We start from the raw sequence: 24933 nt of genomic DNA, 5'->3' as shown, positions 1-24933 counted from the left end.
CGGTTTTTCAGGGATCAGCGGCGGGAGTGAGGGCGTGGCCTCCATGGGTCGCCGAACCCCATCCGGCAGAGAATGAAAGTTTCCAGCCCTTCCATCTGCCGGGCTTCACCGGGATGATGATGGTCATGTCCGGCCAGATGGAGCAGGCCATGAACGATCAGATGTGCCGTATGGGCCCGGAGGCTCTTGCGGGCCTGTAACGCCTCCCGGTGCATGGTCTGGTAAGCAAGGATGATGTCTCCACCCAGCATGGGAGCAGGGGGCTCGAATGTCAGGACATTCGTTGGCTTGTTCTTGCTGCGGAACTGCGCATTGAGCCGCTGGATGTGGCGGTCGTCCGTAAAGACGAATGAAGGGCCCGGCCTGCCTTGAGGGAAGACATTCCCATAGCGCTGGGCCATCTGGCAGGATTGTCGGACAAGCCGCTCCACATCTCCCAATGCAGCCCGCCAGCGTGGATCAGAAACCAGAACCTCAGCGTGGGGAGTAACGGGGCGTTTCATCATCTGTCCGGTAAGAGTGGTAGGGGTTGGCCGCTGCATCGGCACCCTTCTGATCGTAGGCTTCGACGATGCGGGCGACAAGGGGGTGGCGGACAACATCGGCTGCCGTGAGCGGGCAGACAGCAATGCCTTTGACCCCTTCCAGCGTGGCCACGGCGTCCCGCAGGCCGGATGTCACACCACGCGGCAGGTCTATCTGGCTCAGGTCGCCCGTAATGGCCATGCGGGTACCAGCCCCCATGCGGGTCAGGAACATTTTCATCTGGGCAGGGGTGGTGTTCTGGGCCTCGTCAAGAATGACATAGGCATGGGCCAGTGTCCGTCCCCGCATGAAGGCCAGTGGCGCCACTTCGATTTCTCCACTGGCCATGCGGCGTGAGACCTGGTCACCGGGCATCATGTCGTGGAGGGCATCGTAAAGGGGGCGCAGATAGGGGTCGATCTTTTCCCGCATGTCGCCGGGCAGGAACCCAAGTCTTTCTCCGGCTTCAACGGCAGGGCGGGAGAGGATGATGCGATCCACCTGTCCTGCCTGGAACATGGCAACGGCCTGTGCCACGGCCAGATAGGTCTTGCCTGTACCCGCAGGCCCAAGGCCGAAGACAAGCTCTTTGCTGGCCAGAGCCTTCATGTAGGCGCTCTGTCCGGGGGAGCGGGGAGCAATGGCTCCACGTTTTGTCTGGATATGCGGGAGATTGTCCAGTGAGGAAGCATCCATGGGTGGAGCAGTTTCTTCAGCTGTGGGGCGGCGTGGGCTACGGCGATGGGATGGCAGGGCTGTCAGCCTGATGACGCCATCAACCTGGTCTCCATCCAGTGTCACGCCTTTGCTAGCCTGCTGGTAGAGCGCCTGGAGGACGGCCTGCGCCCGATTGACGGCATCCGTCTCTCCGGAAATGGCCACACGGTTGCCGCGGCAGACCAGTCTCGTGCCGGTTCCCTGTTCCAGCCGGATGAGGTGACGGTCATGGTCCCCGAGGACTTTCTGCAGGCGATGATTGTCCTCGAAGCGGAGTGTCGTCGTGCGGTGTCCTTCCTGACCGGAAGAAAAGGACGCTGGGGCGGAGCGGCTCAAATGGCTGTGCTTTCCTGTTCATGAAGGTGGCCACCAAGGGAATTGGTGAAGGGCGCTGTAATGCGAACCTTGACGATCTCGCCGATCAGGGAGGGGGAGCCCTCAAAATGGACAGGCTGAAGATAGGGTGATCGTCCGTTGAGTTGCCCCGGCTTGCGACCGTGGCCTGTGACGAGAACATCCTGAACCGTACCGACAAGGGAAGCATTGAATGCATCCTGCTGTTCTCGCAGAAGAGCCTGAAGGGCTGCAAGCCGTTTTTCCTTCACATTTTCAGCCACCTGGAAAGGCTGTCCAGCAGCAGGCGTGCCGGGGCGCTGGGAGTATTTGAAGCTGTAGGCACTGGCGAATCGTACATCTCGCACCAGCTGCATGGTGGCTTCAAAATCCTCATCTGTTTCGCCGGGGTGACCGACGATGAAGTCGGATGTCAGGGCTATGTCAGGACGGGCTTCTCTCAGACGTCTGATGATCTCCCGGTATTCATCAGCCGTATGGCCACGGTTCATGGCTTTCAGCACCTTGTCGGACCCGCTCTGGACTGGCAGGTGGAGGTACGGCATGAAAATGGGATTGCTCCGGTGGGCATCTATCAGTGCCTGCTCCATATCCCTGGGATGGGACGTTATGTAACGCAGACGTTTGAGCGCTGGAATCTTTTCATGCAGGAGGGCGGCCAGTTCCGGCAGGGAGGCCGTGCCGCCGTTCCAGTCGCCATGGAAGGCATTCACGTTCTGTCCCAGCAGGGTGATTTCCTTGACACCACTGGCGACGAGCCGTTCGGCTTCGGCCAGGATGGAGGCGACAGGGCGGCTTGTCTCGGCCCCGCGGGTGTAGGGGACCACGCAGAAGGAGCAGAATTTGTCACAGCCTTCCTGGATTGTGAGAAAAGCGGTCAGGTTGCCTTCATTCTGCGGGGCGGCTTCCTCCGGAAGGAGGTCGAATTTGGATTCAACGGGGAAATCCGTATCAATCACGCTGCCACCGGCACGGGCGATGCGGGCGACCATCTCCGGGAGGCGATGGTATGTCTGCGGGCCAAGCACGAGGTCCACATAGGGGGCCCGGGCCAGAAGCTCCTTGCCTTCTGCCTGTGCCACGCATCCTGCGACAGCGATGAGGGTCTCTTTCCCCTCCAGCTTGCGGGCCTCACGGATCTGGCGCAGCCGCCCCAGTTCCGAGAAGACCTTCTCGGCCGCCCGCTCACGGATATGGCAGGTATTGAGGATGATCATGTCCGCATTGTCGGGCAGGTCCACCGGGCTGTAACCCAACGGACGCAGAACATCCGCCATACGGGCGCTGTCATAGACATTCATCTGACAGCCCCATGTGATGATGTGCAGGCCCCGTGATGGGGAGGTGGAAATCTGTTCTTGCATGATGATCGCAGTCTGTCCGTGAATCAGCGGGCTATGAAAGAAAGAAGCAGGTCATGAGCGGGTGGAAGGGGTGATATCCTGCAGACGGTTCTGCCGCAGGTCTTCGCTGCCCTGTTCGATGGCGGCCCGTGCAGCATTGGAGAGGGCCTTGCGGGACGGGTAATCCTCCGGCTTGATGGGAGGATGGAATACGACAGTGGCCCGCATGGAGCGCCACTTGCCAAGGCCCATCAGATGGGGGCCAAAATCCATGTCTCCGAACCACGAAAAGACGAAAGACCGTCTGTGCCGCCCTACGGGCAGGCCCTCCAGCTGGTCATAAGCCACCGTGACGGGCTGGATGATGCAGGAGGGGTGATCGTCAGTGGCCGGGTCACTGGGGCGGCGGACTGGTTTCGCAATGGCAAAGAGTGACGACATGAAAGGCAGCAGACCATTGCCTTTGGAGGTCGTACCCTCCGGGAAAAAGGCGATGTCATACCCTTTGCGCAGCTGGTTGATGACGTTTTCGACATCCTGTCCGGCTTCCTGCCGGTTGCGGTTGATGTAAATTGTCCGGCCAAGGAAGGTCAGATAGCCGATGACAGGCCAGTGGCGGACTTCCTGTTTGGCGATGAAGAAGGCCGGAAGAACTTTCCCCAACACCAGCACGTCCAGCCATGAGCAGTGGTTGGCCACGTAGATGACCCGTCGTCCATCAGCCCGTGGCGTGAGGGACCCCGCCCGCTCTCCGATCGTGCGGACTTTCAGGTTGAGGATGCGGCAGGCCACGCTCCAGAAAAAGAGAGGGAACCGGCGGAACATTTTGCCGGGCATGAGCAGGCACGACCCCTGCCCGACGCACCCGGCAGCAGCCCAAGCCAGCAGGGCACCAGCCCGCAGGCGGGCCCGCAGACGGTCCGTGAATGTATCCTGCAAGGCACGGTTCTGCTCGGCAAAAAGACGGTCCGGGTCGAAAACCGGCCGATGGCTCTTTCGTTTTTTTGTTGGGTGAGGCTCTGCAACAGACATAGTCGTCTAGATAGGCATTTTATGGAAGAGAGACAATCTTTATCAGCAGGATAGGGCGATCTTCCTGTCGTGACAGTGAAGAATGCTTCATATGACAGAACAGAAACTTTTTTAGAACAGAACTGTCTGTCATAAGGGGCCGGAACAGCCAGTGTTCTGGAATATATGCCGGAACTGGTTGAATCAGCGGGAAAAATGACGAGTCATCATTTGGCAGGCAGGATGGGGAAACGGTCGGAGCGTATTGCAACGCTACTGTTGTGTGTGGTGGTGCTGGGGTGGGAGACCATGCCGGTATGGGGTGAGGACAGCATGCCTGTCGTGCACGAACTGGTGCGGCACGCCCTGCCTTACACGACAAAGATTGAACCGGTTGATGACAAGGCCGTCACGGATGGCATGGCGGCAGCGTCCCAGCTGGTCAGTCTTCAGGCTACACGCAGTGTTGGTCCATATGCTCTCGCTGGCCGGATAAGGGCTGATTATGAGCGGGTGCAGGGGGCGTTGCAGTCGCGTGGTTATTATGGCGGGCATGTGAGGATCAGTGTGGAGGCCGGAGGCAGGACCGTGGATGGCCGTGCGCCGGATCTGGCTGGTTTTCTGGCGTCCGTGCAGCCGGGAGAGGCGGTCACGATCCATCTGGGAGCTGTATTGGGAGAGCAGTTCACGGTTGGGCGGATCATCATTGTCGGGGAAGATGGTGATGACCAGGGGACGGCTGGCAAGGCTGCGGATGGGAAACAGGAAAAGGCGGACCAGCCTTCCGTGCGGCAGGTTCTTTCTCTCTCGGAGGGGGAGCGCAGCAGCCTGGGGCTGAAGGAGGGAGCCCCTGCTGTTGCAGAGGATGTGCTGGCCATACAGGGCCGCCTGCTGACATATCTTCAGGAAGAAGGCTACGGGCTTTCCGACGTGCAGGCGCCTCAGGCCATCCTGCATCCGGAGCGGAAGCAGATCGATGTGCAGATCAGGATGAAGCGGGGCCCCAAACTGGTCATTGGCCCCATGACGCTGAAGGGGCTGGAGCGTGTGAAGCCGGATTATGTCCGACGCCGCATGTTGCTCAGGGAGGGGCAGCTGTATCAACCGTCCGTGCTGGAGCAGGCACGTCTCGATCTGGGGAGTACGGGGCTGTTTGCTTCGGTCATACAGAAGAATGGGGACAAGGTATTGCCCCTACCCAGTCAGAAACCTGCCCCCGGTGGGAAAAAGTCGGCTGGGAAGAAAATGGCGGAACAGCCTCTGCCTCCCGGAGTGGAGGGGGCGCTGCCAATCGATTTTGATTTCAGCGAAGGCAAACGACACCGTCTGACAGGTGATGTCGGTTATTCGACCGATCTTGGCGGGCGTGCCGGCGTTTCATGGCTGCACAGGAACCTGCTGGGCCGTGGTGAGCAGCTGCGTGTTGCTGCCATGGCCACGGGGCTGGGTGGAACAGCCCAGCAGGGCCTTGGCTATGACGGGTATGTGGATTTCATGAAGCCGGATTTCCTTCAGCGCAGCCAGTCGCTTGACCTCCGGATCGAAGCCATACGTCAGCTTCTTTATTCCTACCGGCAGACGGCTTTTCTGGTTCAGGGGCGTGTGGAACGCCCCTTGTGGAAGGATTTTTCTGGCAGTGTAGGCATGACGCTGGAGCAGGAACATATCCGCCAGTTTGGCAGGAAGGCGGAGTATTTCATTGCTTCTGTTCCCATCAAGCTGGATTATGACGGGACGCATCGCTCAAGCCCCATTGAACCGGCGACGCATGGTTTCCGTGTTTCGCTGGGTGTGACGCCATCTGTTTCCCTGGAGCACAAGACCTCGTTCTTCATTCCCATGAACATGCAGGCTTCCACCTATTTCGATCTGGCCCGTCTGGGGCTGACCAGGCCCGGCTCCAGCGTCATTGCCATGCGTGTCATGATAGGGTCGATCCAGGGGGCTTCCACCTGGAATCTTCCGCCGGATCAGCGTCTGTATGCGGGAGGGCCGGGGTCCATCCGTGGTTTCCGCTATCAGGGGGTCGGGCCTCAGTATGGAACGACCAAATATGCCATAGGCGGGACGAGCATGGATGCCGGGACAGTGGAGTTCCGGCAGCGTCTGCCAAAGAATTTCGGTCTGGCGGCCTTTGTGGATGCAGGCCAGGTCAGTGGCAATTCCATGCCTGGTCATGGGAGACTGCGTGTCGGTTGTGGCGGGGGTGTCCGGTACTTCACGCCGATCGGCCCTGTTCGTGTGGATGTGGCCATGCCGATCAACCGGCCGAACCGTGGTGACAAGTGGGAACTCTATCTGGGCCTTGGGGAGACTTTCTGATGCTGGCGCTGGGACGCAGGATTCTCCGTTACGCCGTCGTCTTTCTGGGATGTGTGTGCCTGCTGGTGGCCGTGCTGCTGGTGGGTATCAATCTGCCACCGGCAAAACGGTTCGTGGAGCAGAAATTGCCAGAGTGGTCAGGCGGCATGGTTCAGGTCGAGGGGATGGAAGGGATTCTGCCCTGGCATCTGGCGCTGTCTCATGTGGTTCTGCGGGACCCGCAGGGCATATGGCTGGAAGGGCGGAATGCGGACCTCCGGCTCGGCCTGTTGTCCCTGCTGCACAAGCAGGTCCATGTGCGGCACCTCTCTGCGGAGCAGCTGGCCTATGTCCGCAATCCTGCTTTCCCACCGGACCCGAAGGCGCAGGAAAAACCTTCAACTGGTCTGCCAGACTGGGGGGTGCGGGTCGATCATCTGGGCCTTTCCCTGCTGACAGTCGGGCCGACTGTGTTCGGGCAGGCGGCCAGTCTGAAGATTGAAGGCAAGGCCCGGCTGGAAAGCCTCAGTGCGCTGACCCGTATGCCCTCATTCAAGAAAATGCCGGCCCTACGGCTCTGGGTGAAGGCAGAGCGTCTCGACAGGCCGGCCCATCTTCTGGTTGATCTGCAAACCTGGCGGCACAGGACACATGGCCAGCTGCATTATGATGAAGATGCTCAGGGATTTGCAGCCTCGCCGGGCGGGCTGGCCGTGTTTGATCCTCTTTCGGTCGATCTCTCCCTGCATGGGCCTTACAGGGCACTGGCCGTAAAGCTGGATGTCCGGGCTGCTACCCAGCAGGACAGCCCCCTGACGGCCCTGCTGAAAGGTCGTCTCGACCTTGTCCATCTGAAGAATGACCTGACACTGGATGTCCATGCGCCGCCCATGACGGTTCTGCCCGGTATGGGGTGGGAGAAGCTTGATCTGGCTGCCGCTCTGGATGGCGCCATGCTGGACCCTCATGGCACTATCCGGCTTGATGGCGTGAATCTGATGGCAGCAGGGACCGGGGCAGGGCATCTGCATCTCCAGCTTGATGGGCAGGGAGGTGGCCTGCAGGCCCTTCTGGCACGGGATGCCATGACGTTCAGGAAGGTCATCAGAGGGCAGAACAGGGAAAGCAGGCTTTCCCTGTCCGCACGTTTTGATGGTGTCCGGGTACCTGGAAAAGCCCCAGCCATGCTGGCGGAGGCTCCGCTGGTTCTTGCAGCAACAGTGCAGCCCTATCGGGTGGACAGGCCCTATGAGGTGCATCTGGAACATGATGCGGTACGGCTGAATGTTACGGGAACGATGACTTCGGTTCTGGACGGACACATGCAGCTGGATGTGGGTCGGTTGCCGGAACTTGCTGCTCTGCTCGGCCAGAAGCTGGCCGGATCGTTCCATGCTGGTGGGGCCTTCAGCGTTCCTCTGGGGGCACCGGGCAACATGACGGCCCGTCTGGAGGGGCATTTTGGCCTGAAGGAAGGCCCGGCACAGGCAGTGGCCCTGATCGGAGATCAGGGAGCCTTGCGCCTTCAGGCGAAGCGGGACAGGGGGGGTCTGCTCCAGCTGGACCAGCTCTTTCTGGGAGGGAAAGCGTTCCGGCTGGAAGGGAAAGGCCAGCTGGACCCACAGCAGGTAGTGTCTGCCTCGCTCAGGTTGGCCCTGTCTGATCTGTCCGCATTGCATGAGGCACTGCGAGGGCAGGCCACGCTGGAGACCAGAGTGGAAGGATCGGTGACGGACCTTGCCACACAGGCCCATCTGGCAGGAATGCTGGGGGTTGTGCATCCTGGTGTTTCCCTGCCCATGGCGCCGGTGGATATCCATCTGGACCTGGCCCATCTTCCCTCCCGGCCGCAGGGGACAGTGCAGATGCAGGGCACGCTGGACCGTGCGCCCCTGAAGCTGCACATGACGTTTGCCCGCAAGGATGATGGCGAGGTCGTGGCCGACCTTGATACTCTGGCGTGGAAGGATCTTCAGGGGCGGGCCGCCCTGGCTCTGCCGACCGGGCAGCGCATCCCGTGGGGTGATGTGGAGTTGAGGATCGCCCGGCTGGATGGTTTCAGCCGTCTTCTGGGGCGGCCAATGGCCGGGCATCTCCAGCTGGGTCTGCATACGGTACCGGGGGTGGAGAAAGGGCTTGCGGGAGCTCCAGCGCCTGACCGCCTGACTCTGGCGCTGGATGGCCAGTTTCATACGAATGGCTATGCCGTGAAAATGGCGAGCCTGAAGGGTGAGCTTCAGCATCTTCAGGAAGACCCGGTGGCGGACATGTCTTTCCAGCTTTCTGGTCTGCAGGTCAATGACATGACGGGTAGCCTGAAGATGCGGGTGAAAGGACCACAGACAGCCTTGGGGATTCAGGCTGATGGTCTTTTTGAGCATGTCATGCAAGCTCCGGCCCGTTTTGGGCTTCTGGCGCAGGCTGACATTCCGGGGCAGGCCGTGAAGCTGGGCAGACTGTCTGCTGTTCTGAAAGGTGAAACCCTTCGTCTCCTGCGGCCGGTGACTGTGCATTACGGGCCAGCCATGGCAGTTGACCACCTGACTCTTGAAGTCCAGCCTCCTCATGGTGTTGCCGCACGGGTAATGCTGAATGGTAGTCTCAAGCCAGAGATGGCTCTTGAAGCCAGCCTGGAGCATGTCACACCTGCCCTGGCAGAGCCATTTGTTCCGTCTCTTCATGCCGCAGGTGAATTCGCTGCTTCAGCGAGATTGAAGGGCAGTCTGGCAGCTCCAGCGGGCCGGATTACGCTGGATGGGACAGACCTGCGCCTGATGAGTGAGCCGACGGCGTCCTTCCCGGCGGGACGACTGCATGTTCAGGCTGATCTGAATGGGAAACAGGCCCAGCTGCGGACGGAGCTGCGTGCCGGTGAGCCGATGGCCCTGCTGGTGACAGGCCGTGTGCCGCTGTCGCCAGCAGGGGATATGGACCTTGCTGCAAAAGGGCGGCTGGTCCTGTCGGTTGCCAATGCGTTTCTGGGGACGGATGGCATGGCGGCCGGTGGGCAGATGAGCCTCGACCTTGGCATCAGAGGTCCCATGAAGCAGCCCAGCATCGATGGGAGTGTGCAGCTGCATGGCGGTTCGTTCGACCATTATGCTCAGGGGGTGCATCTTCAGGCCATTGATGCCGTGCTCATGGCTCATGGGGATACGCTGGTTCTGGATCATGTCACGGCCCGGGCGGGGCGGGGAACATTGGGGATGAAGGGGCAGGTGGGTGTCCTGCGGCCTGGTCTGCCGGTTGACCTGGAGTTCCTCATGGAGAAGGCCCAGCCGATACAGAGTGACATGTTGACGGAGCTTATCAACAGTCATCTGCATATTCATGGTCAGGCTACGACCAGGCTTGATGTCGAGGGTAACATCACGGTGCCGGAGGCTTCGATCACCCTGCCTGATTCCATGCCGGCTTCGGTGCCGCAACTGGAGATCATCACGCCGGAAGAGGCCAGGGAGGCTCCCCGACCGGAGCCGAAACTGGTCGTGGGGCTGAATATTGATTTCATCTCTCCTGGCAGACTGTTCGTCAGGGGGCATGGCCTGTTTGCCGAGATGCAGGGCAAGCTGCACATAGGTGGTGTGAGTACGGCACCCCTGCTGACAGGCGGGATCAATCTGAAGAGGGGCAATTTCAACCTGGCGGGGATCAATCTCAATTTCACACATGGGCAGGTTGGCTTTACTGGTGGTGGTGCGGCCCACCGGCTTGATCCGACAATCGATTTCAGAGCGGACCGCAACGCCAATGGGACTCTGGCAAGCCTGCTCGTGCGTGGTTATGCGAGTGATCCGAAGATTGATTTTGTCTCCAATCCGAGCCGTCCGCGTGATGAGGTCCTCTCCATCCTGCTTTTCGGGACGGACAGAAACTCTCTTTCTTCAACTCAGCTGGCATCTCTGGGGTTGGCGATCGTGCAGATTGGTGGTGGCTCTGCTTTTGACCCGATGGGCAAGGTCCGCAGCACGCTGGGGCTGGACCATCTGGCTATTGGTGGGGGCAACAGCGTGGGCAAGGGGGCTGCCAGTGTGGAGGCAGGCAAATATGTGATGAAGGGTGTCTATGTCGGTGCCAAGGAAGGTCTGTCCGGCAAGGGGGCGCAGGCGCAGGTCAAGGTTGATCTGACAAAACGGTTGCAGCTGAACACGACAGTCGGCACTGGTGGACAGGTGACAGGCTTTACAACTCCGGAGAATGATCCGGGCTCCAGCGTCGGGCTCTCCTATGGGATAGATTATTAGAGCCTGCTCCTGTAGAGAAAAGAGGCAGAGGCTTCAGTCTGCCACACGTTTTTACAGGGGAAGGACCTGCCATGCGTTTCTCATTACGGTCTGTTTTTACGGCCATTGCTCTTTCCTGCTCGGTTCCGGCAGTGGCGTCTGCACAGGTCGTGACGGATGCATCCCAGATCCAGCCGGGATATTACAGGGTCGAGCCCCAGCATACGCAGGTCAGCTTTACCGTGCTGCATTTCGGTTTTTCCGTGTTTGAAGGGCTTTTCTCCGGGGCTTCTGGTGTGCTTCGGCTGGATCCCCGCCAGCCGGAAGCCTCCAGCCTTTCCGTTTCCGTGCCGGTGTCTTCTGTCCTGACGACAAACAGCAAACTGATGGAGGAGCTGAAAGGGAGCGAATGGCTGGCGGCGGGCCAGTTTCCCAAGGCTGAGTTTGTTTCTGTCAGTGTCAAACAGACGGGACCGAATGACGCCCTCGTATCGGGCAACCTGACACTGCACGGCATCACGCATCCTGAGACGCTGCGTGTTCATTTCCTTGGGGCGGGCGTCAATATGCTCGACAAGAAATATACGGTCGGTTTTGATGCGACAGCGACCATCAGACGCAGCGATTTTGGCGTCAGGATGTTCATTCCGTATGTCAGCGATGAAGTTGAGTTGAGGATCGCTGCCGCTTTTGAACGGCAGGACGTGGCCGTTCCAGCAGGATCGGATGACAGGTGAAAGGCAGACGGCCCCGGCGGAACATCTGCGCCGGAGCCGTCTCTGGTCTTATGATGACCAGTTGTGTTCAAAATCTCCATAAAGGGTCAGGCCACCATCGACATAGAGTGTCTGGCCCGTGATGTAGCTGCTTTCCTCAGAGGCAAGGAATCCCATGGCCGTAGCGATTTCGTCGCTGTTGCCGGGACGTTTCATAGGGATGTGGCTGGCAACTGCTTCATACTGCTTGGGATCGTTCACCCAGGCATCGTTGATCGGCGTAACGATGGCGCCGGGTGCGACGATGTTGAACCGTATTCCACGGGAGGCATATTCCAGAGCCAGGGTACGGACGATGTTGCCCACGGCACCTTTGGAAGCTGAATAGCCCAGATAATGAGGCTTGGGGATCAGCTGGTGGACGGAGGAGTTAACAACGGTTCGCCCCTTCACGCCGGTTTTCAGCCAATAGCGCAGGGCCGCACGGCAACAGAGCATGACGCCTGTCACGTTCACGGCCATGACACCTTCAAAATCGGCCAGTTTCACGTCTTCGGAGGGAGAGGGAATCTGATAGCCTGCATTGCAGATGAGGATATCAAGGCCCCCCATGCCTTCAATGCTCTTTTGGAAAACGCTTTCGACAGCTTCTTCACTGGAGATGTCACCGGCAGCGATGACATGCTCGCCGCCAGCCACTTTTGGGAGGGTTTCCAGAACGGTCCGCAGCTTGTCTTCCTTGCGTCCGTTAATGGCTACCTGTGCCCCGTGTCTGGCGAAATACTGAGCAGCAGCCTCACCGATTCCCTGGGAGGCACCGGTAATCAGGACCTTCTGCCCTGCAAAACGCTTTGATGAAGTTGTGGACATAACCTCTAACCTTTCCCGTCAGGGTTCTGGAGGAAGCACCCCTCCCGGAGAGACAGGTCTGAGGGAGGGGCTGAGGGATCAGGCGTTCTTCATGGTCTGGGTCAGATCTTCAAGAACCTTGGCCGGATCCTTGTTCTCAAGTACAGCCAGCTCGGCGACGAAGCGTTCCTGAGCGGCTTCGAAAAGTTTACGTTCGGAAAAGCTGCCGTCAAGGCTGTCCACATTGCGGCGCAGGTCCCGCAGAACCTCCGCAATCTGGACAAGATCACCGGAGTTGATCTTTTCCTGGTAGGCCACGGCGCGGCGGGCCCACATGCCACGGCTGACATGCGGCTTGCCCTTGATGACGGACATGGCCTTGTCCACGATCTCGCGCGTGGCGATCTTGCGCAGGCCGGATTTGCGGGCCTTGGCAAGCGGGATACGCAGTGTCATCTGGTTGCCGGGGAAAGAAATCTGGATCATTTCGATCTTCGTGTCGGCGATCTCTTCTTCGCCGATACGGTCAACCCGGCCTACGCCGTGGGCGGCGTAAACGATGGCATCACCCTCGCGGAAAGGATTCTTTTCCTGCTCTGGGTCTTTCTGACGGGCAGTGTGCTCGGCGGCGGCGCGGGCCATCTCGTCAGTAACACCACCCTTCTGGGACATTCTGAAGCTGTTGTTCATGGCGGGGAGGATAGCAGAAAAACGGGAATATGTCTTGCAGAACCTGAAACTGGTCTTCCATGGGTGTCTGTCATGGCATCTGCCCGAAGCGGGGCTGTGGCAATGGGTGATATTCCATGCCCAGTGGCTGGAGCAGGTCCCGCTCGATCGTGCGGCTCATTGTCAGCATGGGCAGGGAATGGGGGCTGACCTTGAAAGGCTCCTGAAGGTTCTGCCCGCTCCGGTCCAGCATCTGGAAGAGCACGCCAATGATGCTGGAGCCCAGCGGGGTGATCCAGCCCAGGGTCTGCACGGCGGACAGGGGCAGCAGGATGCAGAAGAGATGCGTGATGACTTTTGGCAGAAGTGAATACTGCACGGGCAGGGGCGTGTTGCGGATGCGTTCCAGTCCGCCCTGAGCATTGGCGAGGTCGGAGAGGATACGGTCCACCGTACCATGTACGGCTCCGTCTATGTGCCGTTCCTCAACCAGGGTACGGACCTTCTGGCCGATTCTGTAAAGCAGGGCATTGGCCGGATTTGTGCAGGAGAAGACAAACCGGTAGGTGTCCGCATCCAGCAGGCCCTGGATGGCGCTGTCCGGCTCGTTGCCGCTCAGTGAGGATTTCAGGATATAGGGATAGGCTGCCATGGCCCGGGCCAGGCTGGGCTGCCCCCCGAGCAGGGACTCCAGTTCTCGCCCGAAAGAGCGGCAGTTGTTGGTGATGGCGCCCCACAGGGTGCGGGCTTCCCACCAGCGGGCATAGGCGGCGTTGTTGCGGATTCCCAGAAAAATGGCCAGGGCTGACCCCATGAGAGAAAAGGGAAGGGCGGGCTGTTCCATCCATTCCTGATGGAATATCTGGAACAGGATGACCACCACGCAGTCCCATCCTGTGAGGATGACCAGAGGGGGGAGTATCTCCCGGAAGAGTATGGAAAGTCCGTAGCGGCGTTTGATGATCAAGGTGGCAGATTCCTCACATGGCGAGTGGTGAATATGTCAGGGCTTGAAGCCCGTTCATTCTGTGGCACAATTCGGGCCGCAGAAACAGCGACAGACAGAATTAATAAGGGGTAATGAAAATGGACGTTCGCGCCGCAATCGCTCTTGAAGCAGGCAAACCGCTGGTTGTTGATACCGTCCAGCTGGAAGGGCCCCGGGATGGGGAAGTGCTGGTGGAGATCATGGCCACGGGGCTGTGTCATACGGATAAATACACGCTTTCCGGCAAGGATCCTGAAGGTCTGTTTCCGTCCATTCTGGGGCATGAGGGAGCCGGGATTGTCCGTGAGGTCGGTGCCGGGGTGAAGCACCTCAAGCCTGGTGATCATGTCATTCCCCTTTACACCCCGGAATGTCGTGAGTGTCCGTCATGCCTTTCCCGCAAGACCAACCTGTGCACGTCCATCCGCAGTACGCAGGGCAGAGGCCTGATGCCGGATGGCACGACACGGTTCTCTTACAAGGGAAAGCCGGTCCACCATTATATGGGCTGTTCCACATTCGCCAATTTCACGGTCATGCCGGAAATTGCCCTGGCAAAGATCCGTTCTGATGCTCCGTTCGACAAGGTCTGCTACATCGGCTGCGGCGTGACGACCGGCATTGGTGCCGTGCTGTTCACGGCCAAGGTCGAGGCCGGCTCCACCGTGGCGGTGTTCGGTCTGGGCGGAATCGGCCTGAATGTCATTCAGGGAGCCAAAATGGTCGGGGCAAACCGCATCATCGGCGTCGACATCAACCCCGAGCGTGAGGCCATTGCCCGTAAATTCGGCATGACGGATTTCGTCAATCCCAAGGATCTGGGAGAGAATGGTGATCTTGTTGGTCATCTCATCGAACTGACGGGGGGCGGCGCCGACTATACGTTCGAGTGTGTGGGTAATGTCAGCCTGATGCGTCAGGCGCTGGAAAGTGCCCATCGCGGCTGGGGTGTGTCCTGCGTGATTGGCGTGGCCGGTGCAGGGCAGGAAATCAGCACGCGGCCTTTCCAGCTCGTGACAGGTCGCCGCTGGATCGGCTCTGCCTTCGGGGGGGCCCGTGGCCGGACTGACGTTCCGAAGATCGTGGACTGGTACATGGAAGGGCGCATCAACATTGATGATCTCATCACCCATGAGATGAAACTGGATGACATCAACCAGGGCTTCGAGATGATGGAGCGTGGCGAAGGCATCCGCAACATTGTGAATTACGGGCTATGATGGGCAGGAATCCATTCACACTGATTGAGCGTCATCCCTGCTGTGGAGGGGAGGTACACTTCCTCTCCCACCAGTCGCAGGAACTTGGGTTACCGGCCCGTGTCAGCATTTTCCTTCCGGCAAAGGCGCTTGCTGGTGATCGTGTGCCTGCCATTCATGTTCTGGCGGGCCTGACCTGCACGCAGGAGACGTTCCTCATCAAGAGCAACGCCATCCGTCATGCGGCGGACCATGGCCTTGCCCTGGTGGCGCCGGATACATCCCCACGGGGTGCAGACGTGGCCGGGGAAGATGATGCCTATGATCTGGGCACGGGTGCCGGCTATTATGTCGATGCCACGACAGACCCATGGGCGGCCCATTATCGCATGGGCTCCTATGTGCGCCGGGAGCTGCCTGCTCTGGTGGAAGAGCATTTTCCCATCATGGCCGGACGCCGTGGAATCATGGGTCATTCCATGGGAGGCATGGGGGCTCTGGCTGTGGCGCTTGGTGATGCTGGAGCGTGGCAGACTGTGTCAGCTTTTGCTCCCATTTCTTCACCCTCGCAGGTGGATTGGGGGCATAAGGTGACGGATGCCTATTTTGGCGGGCACGAGGCCGAGTGGGCGCAGTACGATCCTTGCCTTCTTCTGGAGGCCGGCATGACCCATCCGGGCACGCTGCTGGTCGATCAGGGACTGGATGACGAATTCCTGTCCCGTTTGCAGCCGGAGCGGCTGGAACAGGCGGCAAAGGCGGCTGGGCAGTCCCTGACACTGCGGCGGCATGAGGGGTATGACCATTCTTACTGGTTCGTGCAGAGTTTCATACAGGACCATCTCAAACATCATGCCGAAGGCCTGCTCTGATCATTCATGATTATGGCGTGGCTGAAGCCCTTTCCACCTTCGGGTCGGAAAGGGCTTTTCTGTATCAGGATGATTTTTTCGTGCTGTAAAGTTCTTCAGGAGCAATGGCCGGGCTGGTCAGCTCTACACAACCGGCAGGGGTGAGGGACTGATAAAAGCAGCTGCGGCGACCCGTATGGCAGGCAACGCCTTTCTGCTGGACGGTCAGGAGCAGACAGTCCGCATCACAGTCCAGAGCGGCGGCAAGAAGGTGCTGTTCCTGCCCGGAGCTTTCTCCTTTGCGCCAGAGTGTGTTCCGGCTGCGGGAATAGTAGCAGACCCGCCCTGTTGCCAATGTTTCGGCCAGGGCCTCCCGGTTCATCCAGGCCAGCATGAGAACTTCGCCGTTTTCATCCTGTGCGATGGCGCTGATGAGGCCCCGGCTGTTGAAATGAACTTCATCCAGCAGGGTTGTCAGGGTAGGATCGGTGATAGGCTGCCAGGGCATGTCAGGAGTCCTTTTCTTGGGTCTGTTCCGTATCTCTGGGGAGCCAGTCAGGCCAGTCCAGCGTGATGGGGTGGTCGTCCAGCTGTAGCCCGCTGGTGTTCCAGGCCCGACGGTGTAGCAGGGCGAGCCCGTGCTGACCGGCATGTGACCTGAGCTCACCGACCTCCTGTCCGTCCAGTGTCACAGCGCCCTCATCGGGTAGGGGCTGGCCATCGGTAGACCGTACCGGCAGCAGCCGTTTCTTGATGAGCCCCCGATAATGGGTCCGAGCGGTGACCTCCTGCCCCAGGTAGCAGCCTTTGGTCCATGATACGCCATGGAGGTGGTCCATGTTGGCCTCCAGCACCAGTGTCTGGCCGGGGACGATATCCTCATCTCCCGGAATACCGGTTTGAAGGCGCCGGGCAAGCAGGGCGTCGGCTTCTCTCTGCTGGACGGCTTCATCATTGGCGGGAGAGCCTGGAATGATGGCCCGCCAGCCCAGTGCTGGATGCCGGGGGTCTGCAGCATGGATGAGTGCCCCGTCCGGCCGTGGGGTTTCCGGCGCTCCTGTCAGGATGGTGGCGTCCATCCGTTCCATGTGTACGTCTGCTCTCAGTCTGAAGCGACGCAGGGTTTTCAGGAGGGAGTCCGTTTCAGTCTCCGGGAGGTCGAGAAGGAGAGCCTCTTCAGTTTTCCATAGGAAGAAGAGCGTCTGTATGCGTCCCTGGGCATTGAGCATGGCGGCCCATGCGGTTCCGTTTTGTGAAAGGGCCTGTACATCATTGGTTATGAGGCCGTTCAGAAAGCTGGTCCGTTCATTTCCTGTGAGTGAAATGACAGAACGGCGTGAAAGATGGTTGCGCTTCATCAGTGTCCGCATGATAGTGGTGGCAAAAGAAAGGGACCTTCGCCCTATTCCAGCATGGCATAAAAGGTATCATTTCGGGATACCGGATGACCGAGGGGGATTCTAGAGCCTTGCCGACAGATGAGATCATAGATCCCGCCATTGATACGACAGGGCGGCGCTGGCAGCTTTTTCAGTTCATAGGGCCAATCCTTGGCGTGATCCTGGTCATCATGACCATCGGAGTTGTCACGCTCTACACGTACAGGACCATGCGGGAGGGGGCGATCACCCTTTCGCGGAATCTGCTCAAAAGCCAGCAGCGTTATATTACGGAAGAAGTCAGCCATTATCTCTCTCCGGCGACGGGTATTTCCTTCATGGCCAGTGGAATGCTGGCCAGTGATGACATGAAGGCGAATGCCAGTGCCTTCATGTCGTTGGGGCGCTCTGTCCTGCGGGGCATTCCGCATGTGGACAGTTTCTATCTGGCTGATGATCAGGGGCATTTCTGGATGTCTGCCCGGCGGGAAGGGCAGTACGAGGAAACGACTCTTCAGGAAGAAGACGGGGCCCCCTATTACCGCCATAGGGTCACCGACAAGGATGGCCGCTTCATCTCTACGGACAGGCTTTCTGCCGAAGGGTATGATCCACGGCTGCGCCCCTGGTACAAGGGGGCTCTCCGGTTTGAGGACAGGACACCGGACCGGCGCCTGTTCTGGACCGACCCTTATCCTTATCTCTCGACGCATCAGTTCATCGTCACGGCCTCCATGGCCTTCAGGACACTGGATGGACGGCACGTCGTTTTTGCCATCAGCATTTCATTGAATCAGCTGACACGCTTCGTGAACAGCCTCAAGGTCGGCAAGAGCGGACAGGCTGTGATCGTGGATCTGAGCGGTCATGTGATTGCGGGCCACAACATGCTGGATGTCGGCAAGCCAGGTTTCGATGCGGAGAATGTCCATCTGGACCCCAAGACACAGCCGGTGTTCGTCCGGGCGCTCAATGTGTTTCGTGTCATGGGAGATGGTACGGGCATGGTCCATGCCAGGGGACAGAACTATGTTACCATTGCCTCTGCCATGCCGCTGGCCAAGAGGTCGTGGGTGCTGCTGCTGAATGCGCCTGAAAGTGACTTTGCCAGTTTTACACATGCCGTGCAGAAACAGGCGGTTTATTTTTCTGTTGTGATTGTCGGGCTGGCGCTGATTCTCGCCATGGGGCTGATCTATCAGGGACGGCGGGTTGAACGGTTGCAGACCGGCCTGAATGTGCTTGATGAAAAAAAGAAGGAAGACAATGCGGTCCTTCTGAAGATCACCAACATGGAAGGTCTGCTCGATCCAGAGCAGGAACAGCCTTATTTCTGCGAGGCTCTGGCCGAACGTGCCGTAGCACGCCGGGCCAGCATCTGGCGGCTGCTGGCTGATGGGGACAGGCTGCTGTGTGAGGACATGTTCGACCGTGGCAGGGATGCTCACGGTTCGGGCATGGAGCTGACCAGAAACGGTCACTCTGGCGTCTTTGAATGTCTGGAAAGCGGCCATGCCGTTGATCTGCCAGATGCGGAGGAGGATCAGCGTTTCCAGAGCCTTCAGCGTGTGGTCATGCGGATGATCGGAGCCAGACATCTCTTCTTCATGCCTGTGATGGAAGAGCACCGGCCGGTGGGCGCCATCATGCTGGAGGACCCCTACCAGCTGGGTGAGGCGGACCGTGTTATTGGTCTGATCGCTTCGATTCTGGCTGTCCGTTTCGGTCATGTTCAGGAGGAAGAGAAAAAGGCGGCGCAGGCTCAGGGCGGGCCTGTCACCATGGCCGATTCTGCTGGCCGGTCCCCCAGACCCCAGATGCGTATTGTCGAGGGCTTTCTCATTCATCCGGAAGAGGAAACCGACAGGACACCGCCCATGCCCGGCCTGTATCCGACGGTGCCCATCATGGTTCTGGAATTTTCCGAGGCTTATTCTTCCAACCGCGATGCTGCCCAGGCCATGCTGGAACTGGTGGCCGAACTTGGCGGGAAGATCGAAGGCATTGCCAGGGAGCGTGGTCTGTTTTCGGCCCAGGTGGCGGGGAATCGGTTCATTTTCCTGGGCAGCTGTTCCCAGAACGTTGATGCGGAGGGGGCCGTCCATCTTGCAGAGGCAGCCATCGGAATCAGGGAAGCCTGCCTGATGGTCATTGCCCAGATGAACACGCAGCTCATGTTCCGTATCGGGATTGACGTCGGGCCTGTCCTTGTTGCCTATTTTGGGGAGAGACGGGACATCTTCAATCTGTGGGGAGAGGGGCTCACCATGGCAGAAGCCTTGGCCCACAATGCTCCTGATGGGGGGCAGATACAGGTCTCAGAGCGAGCCTATCAGGCCCTGCAGGGCATTTTCCTGTTCCGTCTGAGGGGAGAGTTTTTCCTGCCCAACAATGGGATCTCCAACAGCTACATTCTGGCAGGCAGGAGTGAGAACACGGCGGCAGGGGGATCATGAATTTCTCCGAGCGCTTTGCCGTCATTAATAGTGGCCTGGCCATGCTGGGCCGTTTTGCCCGGTCCCAGCCCCGGTTCTTCCTCATCATGATCGGGGCTGCATGGGGGGTCGTCTATGAGATGCTGCACCCCAGCTCATGGCGTCGGACGGTCATCATCGAGTTTCGTCGCAATCTGCGTCAGCTGGTAGGTAGCGGTTTTTTCAGCGTAGTGGTGGTGGCCGTCATCACGGGGTTGGGGCTGGTTTCGCAGGCTGTTTACTGGCTGGGTTTTGCTGGCATGTCGCAGATGACCGGAAGCCTTCTCTCCAGCGTCCTGCTGCGGGAAATTGCGCCCATTCTCGTCGGCGTCATTCTTCTGGGACGTTCTGGCATGTTGATGCTGACGGAAATGGGCACTCTGACAACCAGCGGGCGGCTCAAGACCCTGAATGGCATGGGCATTGATCCGTTTCTGGCACTTGTCGTGCCACGAACCATTGCGACGACGGTGGGCGGGGTCACGCTGGGTACCTTTTTCAGCGTCATCGCTTTGGGCATGGGGTATGTGGCCTGCTGGATGAAAGGAATCGTCACGTCATCCATCTGGTCTTTCATTTTCGATGTGATCAACAGCATGCAGCCGGGTGATTATATCGGGATTCCTCTGAAATTTCTTCTGAGCGGGGCCTGTGTCGGTCTGTGCTGCTGTCTGTCTGGCATGGATGTGACGGCAGAGGACAATCTGACAACCTTCATGCCACGGGGCTTTGCGCGTGGCATCATGTCCATTCTGGTCATCAATGTGGTGATCGACGTCATTCTGGGGAGCTTCTGACGGTGGAAGGCACAACTCTTTCAGAAGGGGATTATGGTTTTGTCCTGAAGCTGGATGATGCTGTTCCGGTGTCTGATTCCACAGGGTTGCCTTCAGTAAAATACAATCTGGCACTGGCACCCGGTGAATGTGTGTTCGTGGAGTGTCGTGACAGTTTCAGGGCGTCGCAGTTTACGGATTTCTGCGCAGGGCTTCTGCCCGTCAGGCAGGATGCGAGGACAGGCAGGGGACAGGGAACGGTCAGCTGCATGGGGCTGAACTGGGCGGAGCTGGATGAAAGACGGGCGCAGGCACTGCGGGGGCGTATCGGTCGCATAACCGAGGACAGTGGCTGGATTGACCTGTACGAGATGCATATGAACATTCTCTGGCCTAGCCTGCATCACAGTCGTGCCTCTTATGACAGACTGGTGGTGGAGGCCGTCCAGCTGGCCCAGTCATTCGGCATGCCCGGCCTGCCAACGCAGCTGCCTGAAAAACTCTCCCCGCTGGACAGGAAACGCTCGGAATATGTGCGAACCTTCATGAACAGGCCGTCCTTGCTTCTGTTGGAAAATCCTATCAGTCTTGGGGGACCGGTCGAGCTGTACAATGCTTTTCTGACAGAACTGACAGCTGCACGGGAGCGGGGCTGTGCGGTCGTGTGGATCGGTTCGGAGCGCTCCGCCTGGGCTGGTTATGCCGGGCCCGGCATGCAGCGTTTTCGCCTCGGTAGTAATGGTCTCGTAAAGTGAGAGATATGTGATGCGTCCTTTACGTTTACGTCGGCGTTCCGGTCTGGCAGCTCCTCTGTTCAGGAGCTCTTTCGTGGATGAGTGGGTCGGGCTGCTTGTTCTGCTGGCTCTTGTCATCCTGACAGCTGTTCTGGTCGAGGCCGGTTTTCTCAAGCAGTGGCTGACACCGGCAGGGCGTCTCCATTTCGTGCTGCCGGAAAGTGGTGTGGCGGGGTTGGCTGTCAATAATGACATTGAAGTCATGGGGGTCCGTGTAGGGGAAATCCGGCGGCTGGACCTCAATGAATCAGGCCGTATGTATGCGGAAGGAACGATCGAACCCCATTTCGAGCGCTATATTCGCAGTGACAGCATTGCTACCATCAAACGTCGCCTTGTCGTGGCGGGTGCGGGATATATTGAAATCACCCGTGGGCAGGGAGAGCCGCTCAACTGGGACTATGCCGTGTTGAATACCAGCGTGGAACCCAACCCTGCGGACATGATTGTCCAGACCCTGATAGATCTGCGGGCCAGATTGCTTCCTGCCATGGATAATGTGGAAGAGATCACGAAGCAGGCCAAGGACATCATGGTGGACCTTCATGCAGGTAAGGGGACAGCTGGTGCCCTGCTGACCAATGAGGAAACGGCCCAGCGTGTAAATACGATCCTAGTTTCATTGAACAAGGCCATTGAGGCTGTGCAGCCACTGGAACAGAAGTTGCAGATTACGCTGAATGAAGCCAATGGCGTGATGCAGAATGTGCACGGCCTGACCAAGGGGTTGAAAGATTCCGGCCCGGAAGTGCAGCGGAGCGTCCGTAATGTGGCTGATGCCACGGAGCAGCTTCCCGCCGTTCTGGCTGAAGCTGAGGCTACGGCAGACAGCCTGCGCAAGCTGAGTGATCAGCTGCGGGGTTTGTGGTTGCTGGGCGGTGGTGGCGGCAAAAACAGGCACCGGCCTGACCGCAGGCTCCCGGCCCGTGAGGTGAGACCATGAAATTTTGCAATGTCATCATTTCTCTTTCCCTCTCCGCCGGGCTTCTCTCAGGTTGTTCCAGCGGTCCCGGTGAGTGGGAAGACCAGCGCTACGCCACAAGAATGGATGCTGCCGACAGTGTGTTCAGTCTTGGCTATATCCAACAGGCGAGGCAGCATTACGCAGATGCTCTGGAGCGGGCGTTTCTGATTGATGATGTTCAGGCCATCCATGATGCCGGTTTCAACCTAGCTACCAGCGAGCTGCGTCTGAAAGACTATCAGGCGAGTCTGGAGACATTACGCCGGGTGTCTGAAGCATTGATGGTGAGGGGCTGGACTGGCGGACGGCAGGCTGATCTGCATCTCGTACGGGCATCTGTCTTTTATGCCCAGACATATTGGCAGCATGCGGGTGATGAGGCGAAGCTGGCCAGGACCAGTCCGGATGATCGGATACGTTTCAGCGCTTATGCGTTGGGTGGTCTGGCAGCAGCTGCGCAGTTTGATCGGGCTGGGCTGGAGGAAGCCATCACCGCTCTTGCTCCCAGCAGGAATGACAAGGACCAGGCCAACCTGAAAGAACTTCTTACCCTGCGTCTGATCCTGAACAGGGATTGGCAGCCAGCGGCAGAGTCTGCCGAGGGGCTGGTGAAAATACGCAGGGAAGACATGGATTACGAAGCCATGCGTCGGGCTCTGCTGCTGGAGGCCAAAGCTCTTCGTGCCATGGGGAATGAGCAGGCCGCTGGGCGTGTCATGCAGCGTTTCAGGGATAGTGCCCGGAAGCAGCAGACCAGCCTGTAAGCTCGCTGCCTGTCTGGTCAGGTGGATGCGCGCCAGAAACCGTTCTGGAGCGCATCCATGGTGGGGTCAGATCAGGCTGTTGCCGTTTTCTGCATCATGGGGCTCATGCCCAGCATGGCCAGAAGCTCTGTGTCCCTGTTCTGTGCCGGATTGGGCGTCGTGAGCAGCTTTTCCCCCCAGAAAATGGAGTTGGCTCCTGCCAGAAAACAGAGTGCATGTGTTGATTCGGACATGTTTTCACGTCCCGCTGCCAGACGGACGTGACTGGCTGGCATCATGATGCGGGCTGTTGCAATCACGCGGGCGAAGGTGATCGGATCCACGGCCTCTTCATCAGCCAGCGGAGTGCCCTCCACGCGGACGAGCAGGTTGATGGGAACACTTTCCGGGTGGGTCGGTAGATTGGCCAGTGTCGTCAGCAGGCCGGCACGGTCCTGCGTGTCTTCACCCATGCCGATGATCCCGCCGCAGCAGACCTTGATGCCGGCATCACGCACATTGGCCAGAGTATCCAGACGTTCCTGATAGGTCCGTGTGGTGATGATCTTGCCGTAGAAATCTTCTGACGTATCAAGATTATGATTGTAATAGTCCAGACCGGCCTCTTTCAGGCGGGCAGACTGGCTGGGCGTGAGCATCCCTATGGTCAGGCAGGTCTCCAGTCCGAGAGCCTTGACCTCCTCAACCATGCGGCAGACAGCATCCAGGTCACGGTCCTTCGGGGCACGCCATGCAGCGCCCATGCAGAACCGCCCGGCACCGGCTTCCTTCGAGCGTCTGGCATCGGCGATGACACGCTCCAGCGGCATGAGCTTTTCAGCGGCCATGCGCTTGTCGTGGTGGGCGCTCTGCGGACAGTAGGAGCAGTCTTCCGGGCAACCGCCGCTCTTTATGGAGAGCAGGGTTGATATCTGTACCTTTGTGGGGTCAAAAAATTGCCGGTGTGCCAGCTGTGCCTGAAAGATCAGCTCCGGGAAGGGCAGCGCAAGAAGGGCTTCTGCTTCTTCGCGAGCCCAGTCGTGCCGGAGCGTGACCTTCTGAGGCGAGGGGCAGGTCTGTTCAGTCATCTAGCTTTTGTCTCCAGAGTTGGCTGCATACACCTACCCAAAAGATGGACGCTATGCCATCCGAAAAGTATGATAGATGCATGAAGGGTTAACGTCATTTCGGAAAATGCAGGGTGTCTTTATGAAACATTGGCAGATTGATCAGATGGACTGGGCCGCCTTTGACGCGACGAAGGTGAACCCTGATATCCTTGCCCTTGTGAAGGCAGCTTCTGTGGTGGAGCGGAATGCACGGGACTATACCTGTTACCTCAGGAATGTTTTCCATGACGATTCCGGTTTCCGGGATGCCGCACAGAACTGGGCGGAAGAAGAGGTCCAGCATGGAGATGCCCTTGGGAAATGGGCCATGCTGGCAGACCCGGACTGGGATTACGCCAAAGCTTTTGAGCGATATCGGGACGCTTACAGGATAGATACGGACGTGTCCTCATCCATCAGGGGGTCTCGTACGGGGGAGCTGATTGCCCGCTGCATGGTGGAAACGGGAACATCCTCTTTCTATACGGCACTGGCTGACGCTACGGATGAGCCCGTTCTGAAGGCAGTCTGCAAGCAGATCGCTGCTGATGAATACCGTCATTTCAAACTGTTTTATGACAATATGCATCGTTATCTGGAACGTGAGAAGCTGGGGCGCTGGTTCCGTCTGCGGATTGCCCTGAGCCGTGTGATGGAAAGTGAGGATGACGAACTTGCAACAGCCTTTTACATCACGAACAGTGAGAAATTCCGTTTTTATGATCACAAGAACTGTATTGCTGCCTACATGGCCCGGGCCCTGTCCTTCTACCAGCAGAAGCATCTGGACCGTGTCACGGCCATGATTTTGAAGACATCGGGCCTGACACCCCATTCCCGCATGCAGCGGTGGCTTGCGAAGGGGATGCATGCCCTGATCTCTTGGAAGCAGAGGTCGTTCGCCCGTCAGCTTCAGCAGGTCTGAGCTGTTTCATACCCTTTTTTCAA

General features: G+C 58.7%; 21 protein-coding genes. 11 read left to right on the top strand and 10 right to left on the bottom strand.

The window, feature by feature from the left end; genetic code table 11:
* Nucleotides 1–14: 14 nt before the first annotated feature.
* From ybeY to DTI93_RS03100, 4 genes are read right to left on the bottom strand one after another with little or no spacing between them, the layout of a single operon-like run.
* A complete protein-coding gene (gene ybeY, locus DTI93_RS03115) occupies nucleotides 15–503 on the bottom strand; it encodes an rRNA maturation RNase YbeY (protein ID WP_086431423.1) in 489 nt (162 codons plus the stop codon).
* Complete coding sequence (locus tag DTI93_RS03110) at nucleotides 475–1578, bottom strand: PhoH family protein (RefSeq protein ID WP_249079623.1); 1104 nt, start codon at nucleotides 1576–1578, stop codon at nucleotides 475–477. Before DTI93_RS03110 ends, ybeY begins: the two co-directional genes overlap by 29 nt.
* The gene (miaB, locus tag DTI93_RS03105) at nucleotides 1575–2960 is read right to left on the bottom strand and encodes a tRNA (N6-isopentenyl adenosine(37)-C2)-methylthiotransferase MiaB (RefSeq protein WP_081563185.1); all 1386 of its coding nucleotides are present in this window, start codon (nucleotides 2958–2960) and stop codon (nucleotides 1575–1577) included. Before miaB ends, DTI93_RS03110 begins: the two co-directional genes overlap by 4 nt.
* Nucleotides 2961–3011: 51 nt before the next feature.
* On the bottom strand, nucleotides 3012–3971 hold the full coding sequence (locus DTI93_RS03100) for a 1-acyl-sn-glycerol-3-phosphate acyltransferase (RefSeq protein WP_043560044.1): 960 nt from the start codon (nucleotides 3969–3971) through the stop codon (nucleotides 3012–3014).
* Nucleotides 3972–4166: 195 nt separating this feature from the next.
* Here DTI93_RS03100 and DTI93_RS03095 point away from each other — a divergent pair, with 195 nt between their 5' ends.
* The 3 genes from DTI93_RS03095 (at nucleotide 4167) to DTI93_RS03085 (ending at nucleotide 11211) form a co-directional block, all read left to right on the top strand.
* The gene (locus DTI93_RS03095; protein ID WP_249079620.1) at nucleotides 4167–6272 is read left to right on the top strand and encodes an autotransporter assembly complex family protein; all 2106 of its coding nucleotides are present in this window, start codon (nucleotides 4167–4169) and stop codon (nucleotides 6270–6272) included.
* Complete coding sequence (locus DTI93_RS03090; RefSeq protein ID WP_249079618.1) at nucleotides 6272–10495, top strand: translocation/assembly module TamB domain-containing protein; 4224 nt, start codon at nucleotides 6272–6274, stop codon at nucleotides 10493–10495. The genes DTI93_RS03095 and DTI93_RS03090 overlap by 1 nt, the downstream gene beginning before the upstream one ends.
* Nucleotides 10496–10566: 71 nt before the next feature.
* On the top strand, nucleotides 10567–11211 hold the full coding sequence (locus DTI93_RS03085) for a YceI family protein (RefSeq protein ID WP_043560048.1): 645 nt from the start codon (nucleotides 10567–10569) through the stop codon (nucleotides 11209–11211).
* A gap of 48 nt (nucleotides 11212–11259) precedes the next feature.
* Here the strand turns inward: DTI93_RS03085 and DTI93_RS03080 are convergent, their stop codons facing one another.
* The 3 genes from DTI93_RS03080 to DTI93_RS03070 form a co-directional block, all read right to left on the bottom strand.
* Nucleotides 11260–12060: an SDR family NAD(P)-dependent oxidoreductase gene (locus DTI93_RS03080; protein WP_081563181.1), complete on the bottom strand. Its 801-nt coding sequence runs from the start codon at nucleotides 12058–12060 to the stop codon at nucleotides 11260–11262.
* A gap of 78 nt (nucleotides 12061–12138) precedes the next feature.
* On the bottom strand, nucleotides 12139–12711 hold the full coding sequence (locus DTI93_RS03075) for a CarD family transcriptional regulator (RefSeq protein ID WP_227431438.1): 573 nt from the start codon (nucleotides 12709–12711) through the stop codon (nucleotides 12139–12141).
* An 88-nt stretch (nucleotides 12712–12799) separates the two neighbouring features.
* Nucleotides 12800–13675: a bestrophin family protein gene (locus DTI93_RS03070; RefSeq protein ID WP_086431419.1), complete on the bottom strand. Its 876-nt coding sequence runs from the start codon at nucleotides 13673–13675 to the stop codon at nucleotides 12800–12802.
* A 119-nt stretch (nucleotides 13676–13794) separates the two neighbouring features.
* On the opposite strand from DTI93_RS03070, the gene DTI93_RS03065 reads away from it, so the two are divergent.
* The gene (locus DTI93_RS03065) at nucleotides 13795–14916 is read left to right on the top strand and encodes an S-(hydroxymethyl)glutathione dehydrogenase/class III alcohol dehydrogenase (protein ID WP_081563478.1); all 1122 of its coding nucleotides are present in this window, start codon (nucleotides 13795–13797) and stop codon (nucleotides 14914–14916) included.
* Complete coding sequence (fghA, locus tag DTI93_RS03060) at nucleotides 14916–15767, top strand: S-formylglutathione hydrolase (protein ID WP_373364567.1); 852 nt, start codon at nucleotides 14916–14918, stop codon at nucleotides 15765–15767. Before DTI93_RS03065 ends, fghA begins: the two co-directional genes overlap by 1 nt.
* A 64-nt stretch (nucleotides 15768–15831) precedes the next feature.
* On the opposite strand, the gene hisI is transcribed toward fghA, so the two are convergent.
* The gene (gene hisI, locus DTI93_RS03055) at nucleotides 15832–16254 is read right to left on the bottom strand and encodes a phosphoribosyl-AMP cyclohydrolase (RefSeq protein ID WP_081563179.1); all 423 of its coding nucleotides are present in this window, start codon (nucleotides 16252–16254) and stop codon (nucleotides 15832–15834) included.
* 1 nt (nucleotide 16255) lies between these two features.
* Complete coding sequence (locus DTI93_RS03050) at nucleotides 16256–17104, bottom strand: folate-binding protein YgfZ (RefSeq protein ID WP_249079615.1); 849 nt, start codon at nucleotides 17102–17104, stop codon at nucleotides 16256–16258.
* 86 nt (nucleotides 17105–17190) lie between these two features.
* Here DTI93_RS03050 and DTI93_RS03045 point away from each other — a divergent pair, with 86 nt between their 5' ends.
* The 5 genes from DTI93_RS03045 to DTI93_RS03025 are packed head-to-tail and all read left to right on the top strand — an operon-like array spanning nucleotide 17191 to nucleotide 22897.
* Nucleotides 17191–19581 (top strand): cache domain-containing protein, encoded by a 2391-nt coding sequence (locus DTI93_RS03045; protein WP_227449700.1) that lies wholly within the window; start codon nucleotides 17191–17193, stop codon nucleotides 19579–19581.
* The gene (locus tag DTI93_RS03040; protein ID WP_154981426.1) at nucleotides 19578–20396 is read left to right on the top strand and encodes an ABC transporter permease; all 819 of its coding nucleotides are present in this window, start codon (nucleotides 19578–19580) and stop codon (nucleotides 20394–20396) included. Before DTI93_RS03045 ends, DTI93_RS03040 begins: the two co-directional genes overlap by 4 nt.
* A gap of 2 nt (nucleotides 20397–20398) precedes the next feature.
* Nucleotides 20399–21130, top strand: coding sequence for an ABC transporter ATP-binding protein (locus DTI93_RS03035; protein WP_081563177.1), 732 nt, complete (start codon nucleotides 20399–20401; stop codon nucleotides 21128–21130).
* Between the two features lie 10 nt (nucleotides 21131–21140).
* Nucleotides 21141–22112: an MlaD family protein gene (locus DTI93_RS03030; protein WP_043560066.1), complete on the top strand. Its 972-nt coding sequence runs from the start codon at nucleotides 21141–21143 to the stop codon at nucleotides 22110–22112.
* A complete protein-coding gene (locus DTI93_RS03025) occupies nucleotides 22109–22897 on the top strand; it encodes a hypothetical protein (RefSeq protein WP_086431416.1) in 789 nt (262 codons plus the stop codon). The genes DTI93_RS03030 and DTI93_RS03025 overlap by 4 nt, the downstream gene beginning before the upstream one ends.
* A 71-nt stretch (nucleotides 22898–22968) precedes the next feature.
* Here the strand turns inward: DTI93_RS03025 and bioB are convergent, their stop codons facing one another.
* A complete protein-coding gene (bioB, locus tag DTI93_RS03020) occupies nucleotides 22969–23964 on the bottom strand; it encodes a biotin synthase BioB (protein ID WP_043560069.1) in 996 nt (331 codons plus the stop codon).
* Nucleotides 23965–24085: 121 nt separating this feature from the next.
* On the opposite strand from bioB, the gene DTI93_RS03015 reads away from it, so the two are divergent.
* Nucleotides 24086–24910 carry an acyl-ACP desaturase gene (locus DTI93_RS03015; RefSeq protein ID WP_249079612.1) on the top strand — a complete coding sequence of 275 codons (825 nt, stop codon included), beginning with the start codon at nucleotides 24086–24088 and terminating at the stop codon, nucleotides 24908–24910.
* Nucleotides 24911–24933 lie beyond the last annotated feature (23 nt).

It is taken from the genome of Parasaccharibacter sp. TMW 2.1884, from assembly GCF_023337695.1.
Classification (GTDB): Bacteria; Pseudomonadota; Alphaproteobacteria; order Acetobacterales; family Acetobacteraceae; genus Bombella; species Bombella apis.
Note: the sequence above shows the minus strand (reverse complement) of the source record. Positions and strands in the feature narration are given on the sequence as shown.

Coding starts and splice junctions, on each gene's coding strand:
- ybeY (WP_086431423.1), bottom strand. CDS start 503: ATGAAACGCCCCGTTACTCCCCACGCTGAGGTTCTGGTTTCTGATCCA.
- miaB (WP_081563185.1), bottom strand. CDS start 2,960: ATGCAAGAACAGATTTCCACCTCCCCATCACGGGGCCTGCACATCATC.
- DTI93_RS03100 (WP_043560044.1), bottom strand. CDS start 3,971: ATGTCTGTTGCAGAGCCTCACCCAACAAAAAAACGAAAGAGCCATCGG.
- DTI93_RS03095 (WP_249079620.1), top strand. CDS start 4,167: ATGACGAGTCATCATTTGGCAGGCAGGATGGGGAAACGGTCGGAGCGT.
- DTI93_RS03090 (WP_249079618.1), top strand. CDS start 6,272: ATGCTGGCGCTGGGACGCAGGATTCTCCGTTACGCCGTCGTCTTTCTG.
- DTI93_RS03085 (WP_043560048.1), top strand. CDS start 10,567: ATGCGTTTCTCATTACGGTCTGTTTTTACGGCCATTGCTCTTTCCTGC.
- DTI93_RS03080 (WP_081563181.1), bottom strand. CDS start 12,060: ATGTCCACAACTTCATCAAAGCGTTTTGCAGGGCAGAAGGTCCTGATT.
- DTI93_RS03075 (WP_227431438.1), bottom strand. CDS start 12,711: ATGTCCCAGAAGGGTGGTGTTACTGACGAGATGGCCCGCGCCGCCGCC.
- DTI93_RS03065 (WP_081563478.1), top strand. CDS start 13,795: ATGGACGTTCGCGCCGCAATCGCTCTTGAAGCAGGCAAACCGCTGGTT.
- fghA (WP_373364567.1), top strand. CDS start 14,916: ATGGGCAGGAATCCATTCACACTGATTGAGCGTCATCCCTGCTGTGGA.
- hisI (WP_081563179.1), bottom strand. CDS start 16,254: ATGCCCTGGCAGCCTATCACCGATCCTACCCTGACAACCCTGCTGGAT.
- DTI93_RS03050 (WP_249079615.1), bottom strand. CDS start 17,104: ATGAAGCGCAACCATCTTTCACGCCGTTCTGTCATTTCACTCACAGGA.
- DTI93_RS03045 (WP_227449700.1), top strand. CDS start 17,191: ATGACCGAGGGGGATTCTAGAGCCTTGCCGACAGATGAGATCATAGAT.
- DTI93_RS03040 (WP_154981426.1), top strand. CDS start 19,578: ATGAATTTCTCCGAGCGCTTTGCCGTCATTAATAGTGGCCTGGCCATG.
- DTI93_RS03030 (WP_043560066.1), top strand. CDS start 21,141: ATGCGTCCTTTACGTTTACGTCGGCGTTCCGGTCTGGCAGCTCCTCTG.
- DTI93_RS03025 (WP_086431416.1), top strand. CDS start 22,109: ATGAAATTTTGCAATGTCATCATTTCTCTTTCCCTCTCCGCCGGGCTT.
- bioB (WP_043560069.1), bottom strand. CDS start 23,964: ATGACTGAACAGACCTGCCCCTCGCCTCAGAAGGTCACGCTCCGGCAC.
- DTI93_RS03015 (WP_249079612.1), top strand. CDS start 24,086: ATGAAACATTGGCAGATTGATCAGATGGACTGGGCCGCCTTTGACGCG.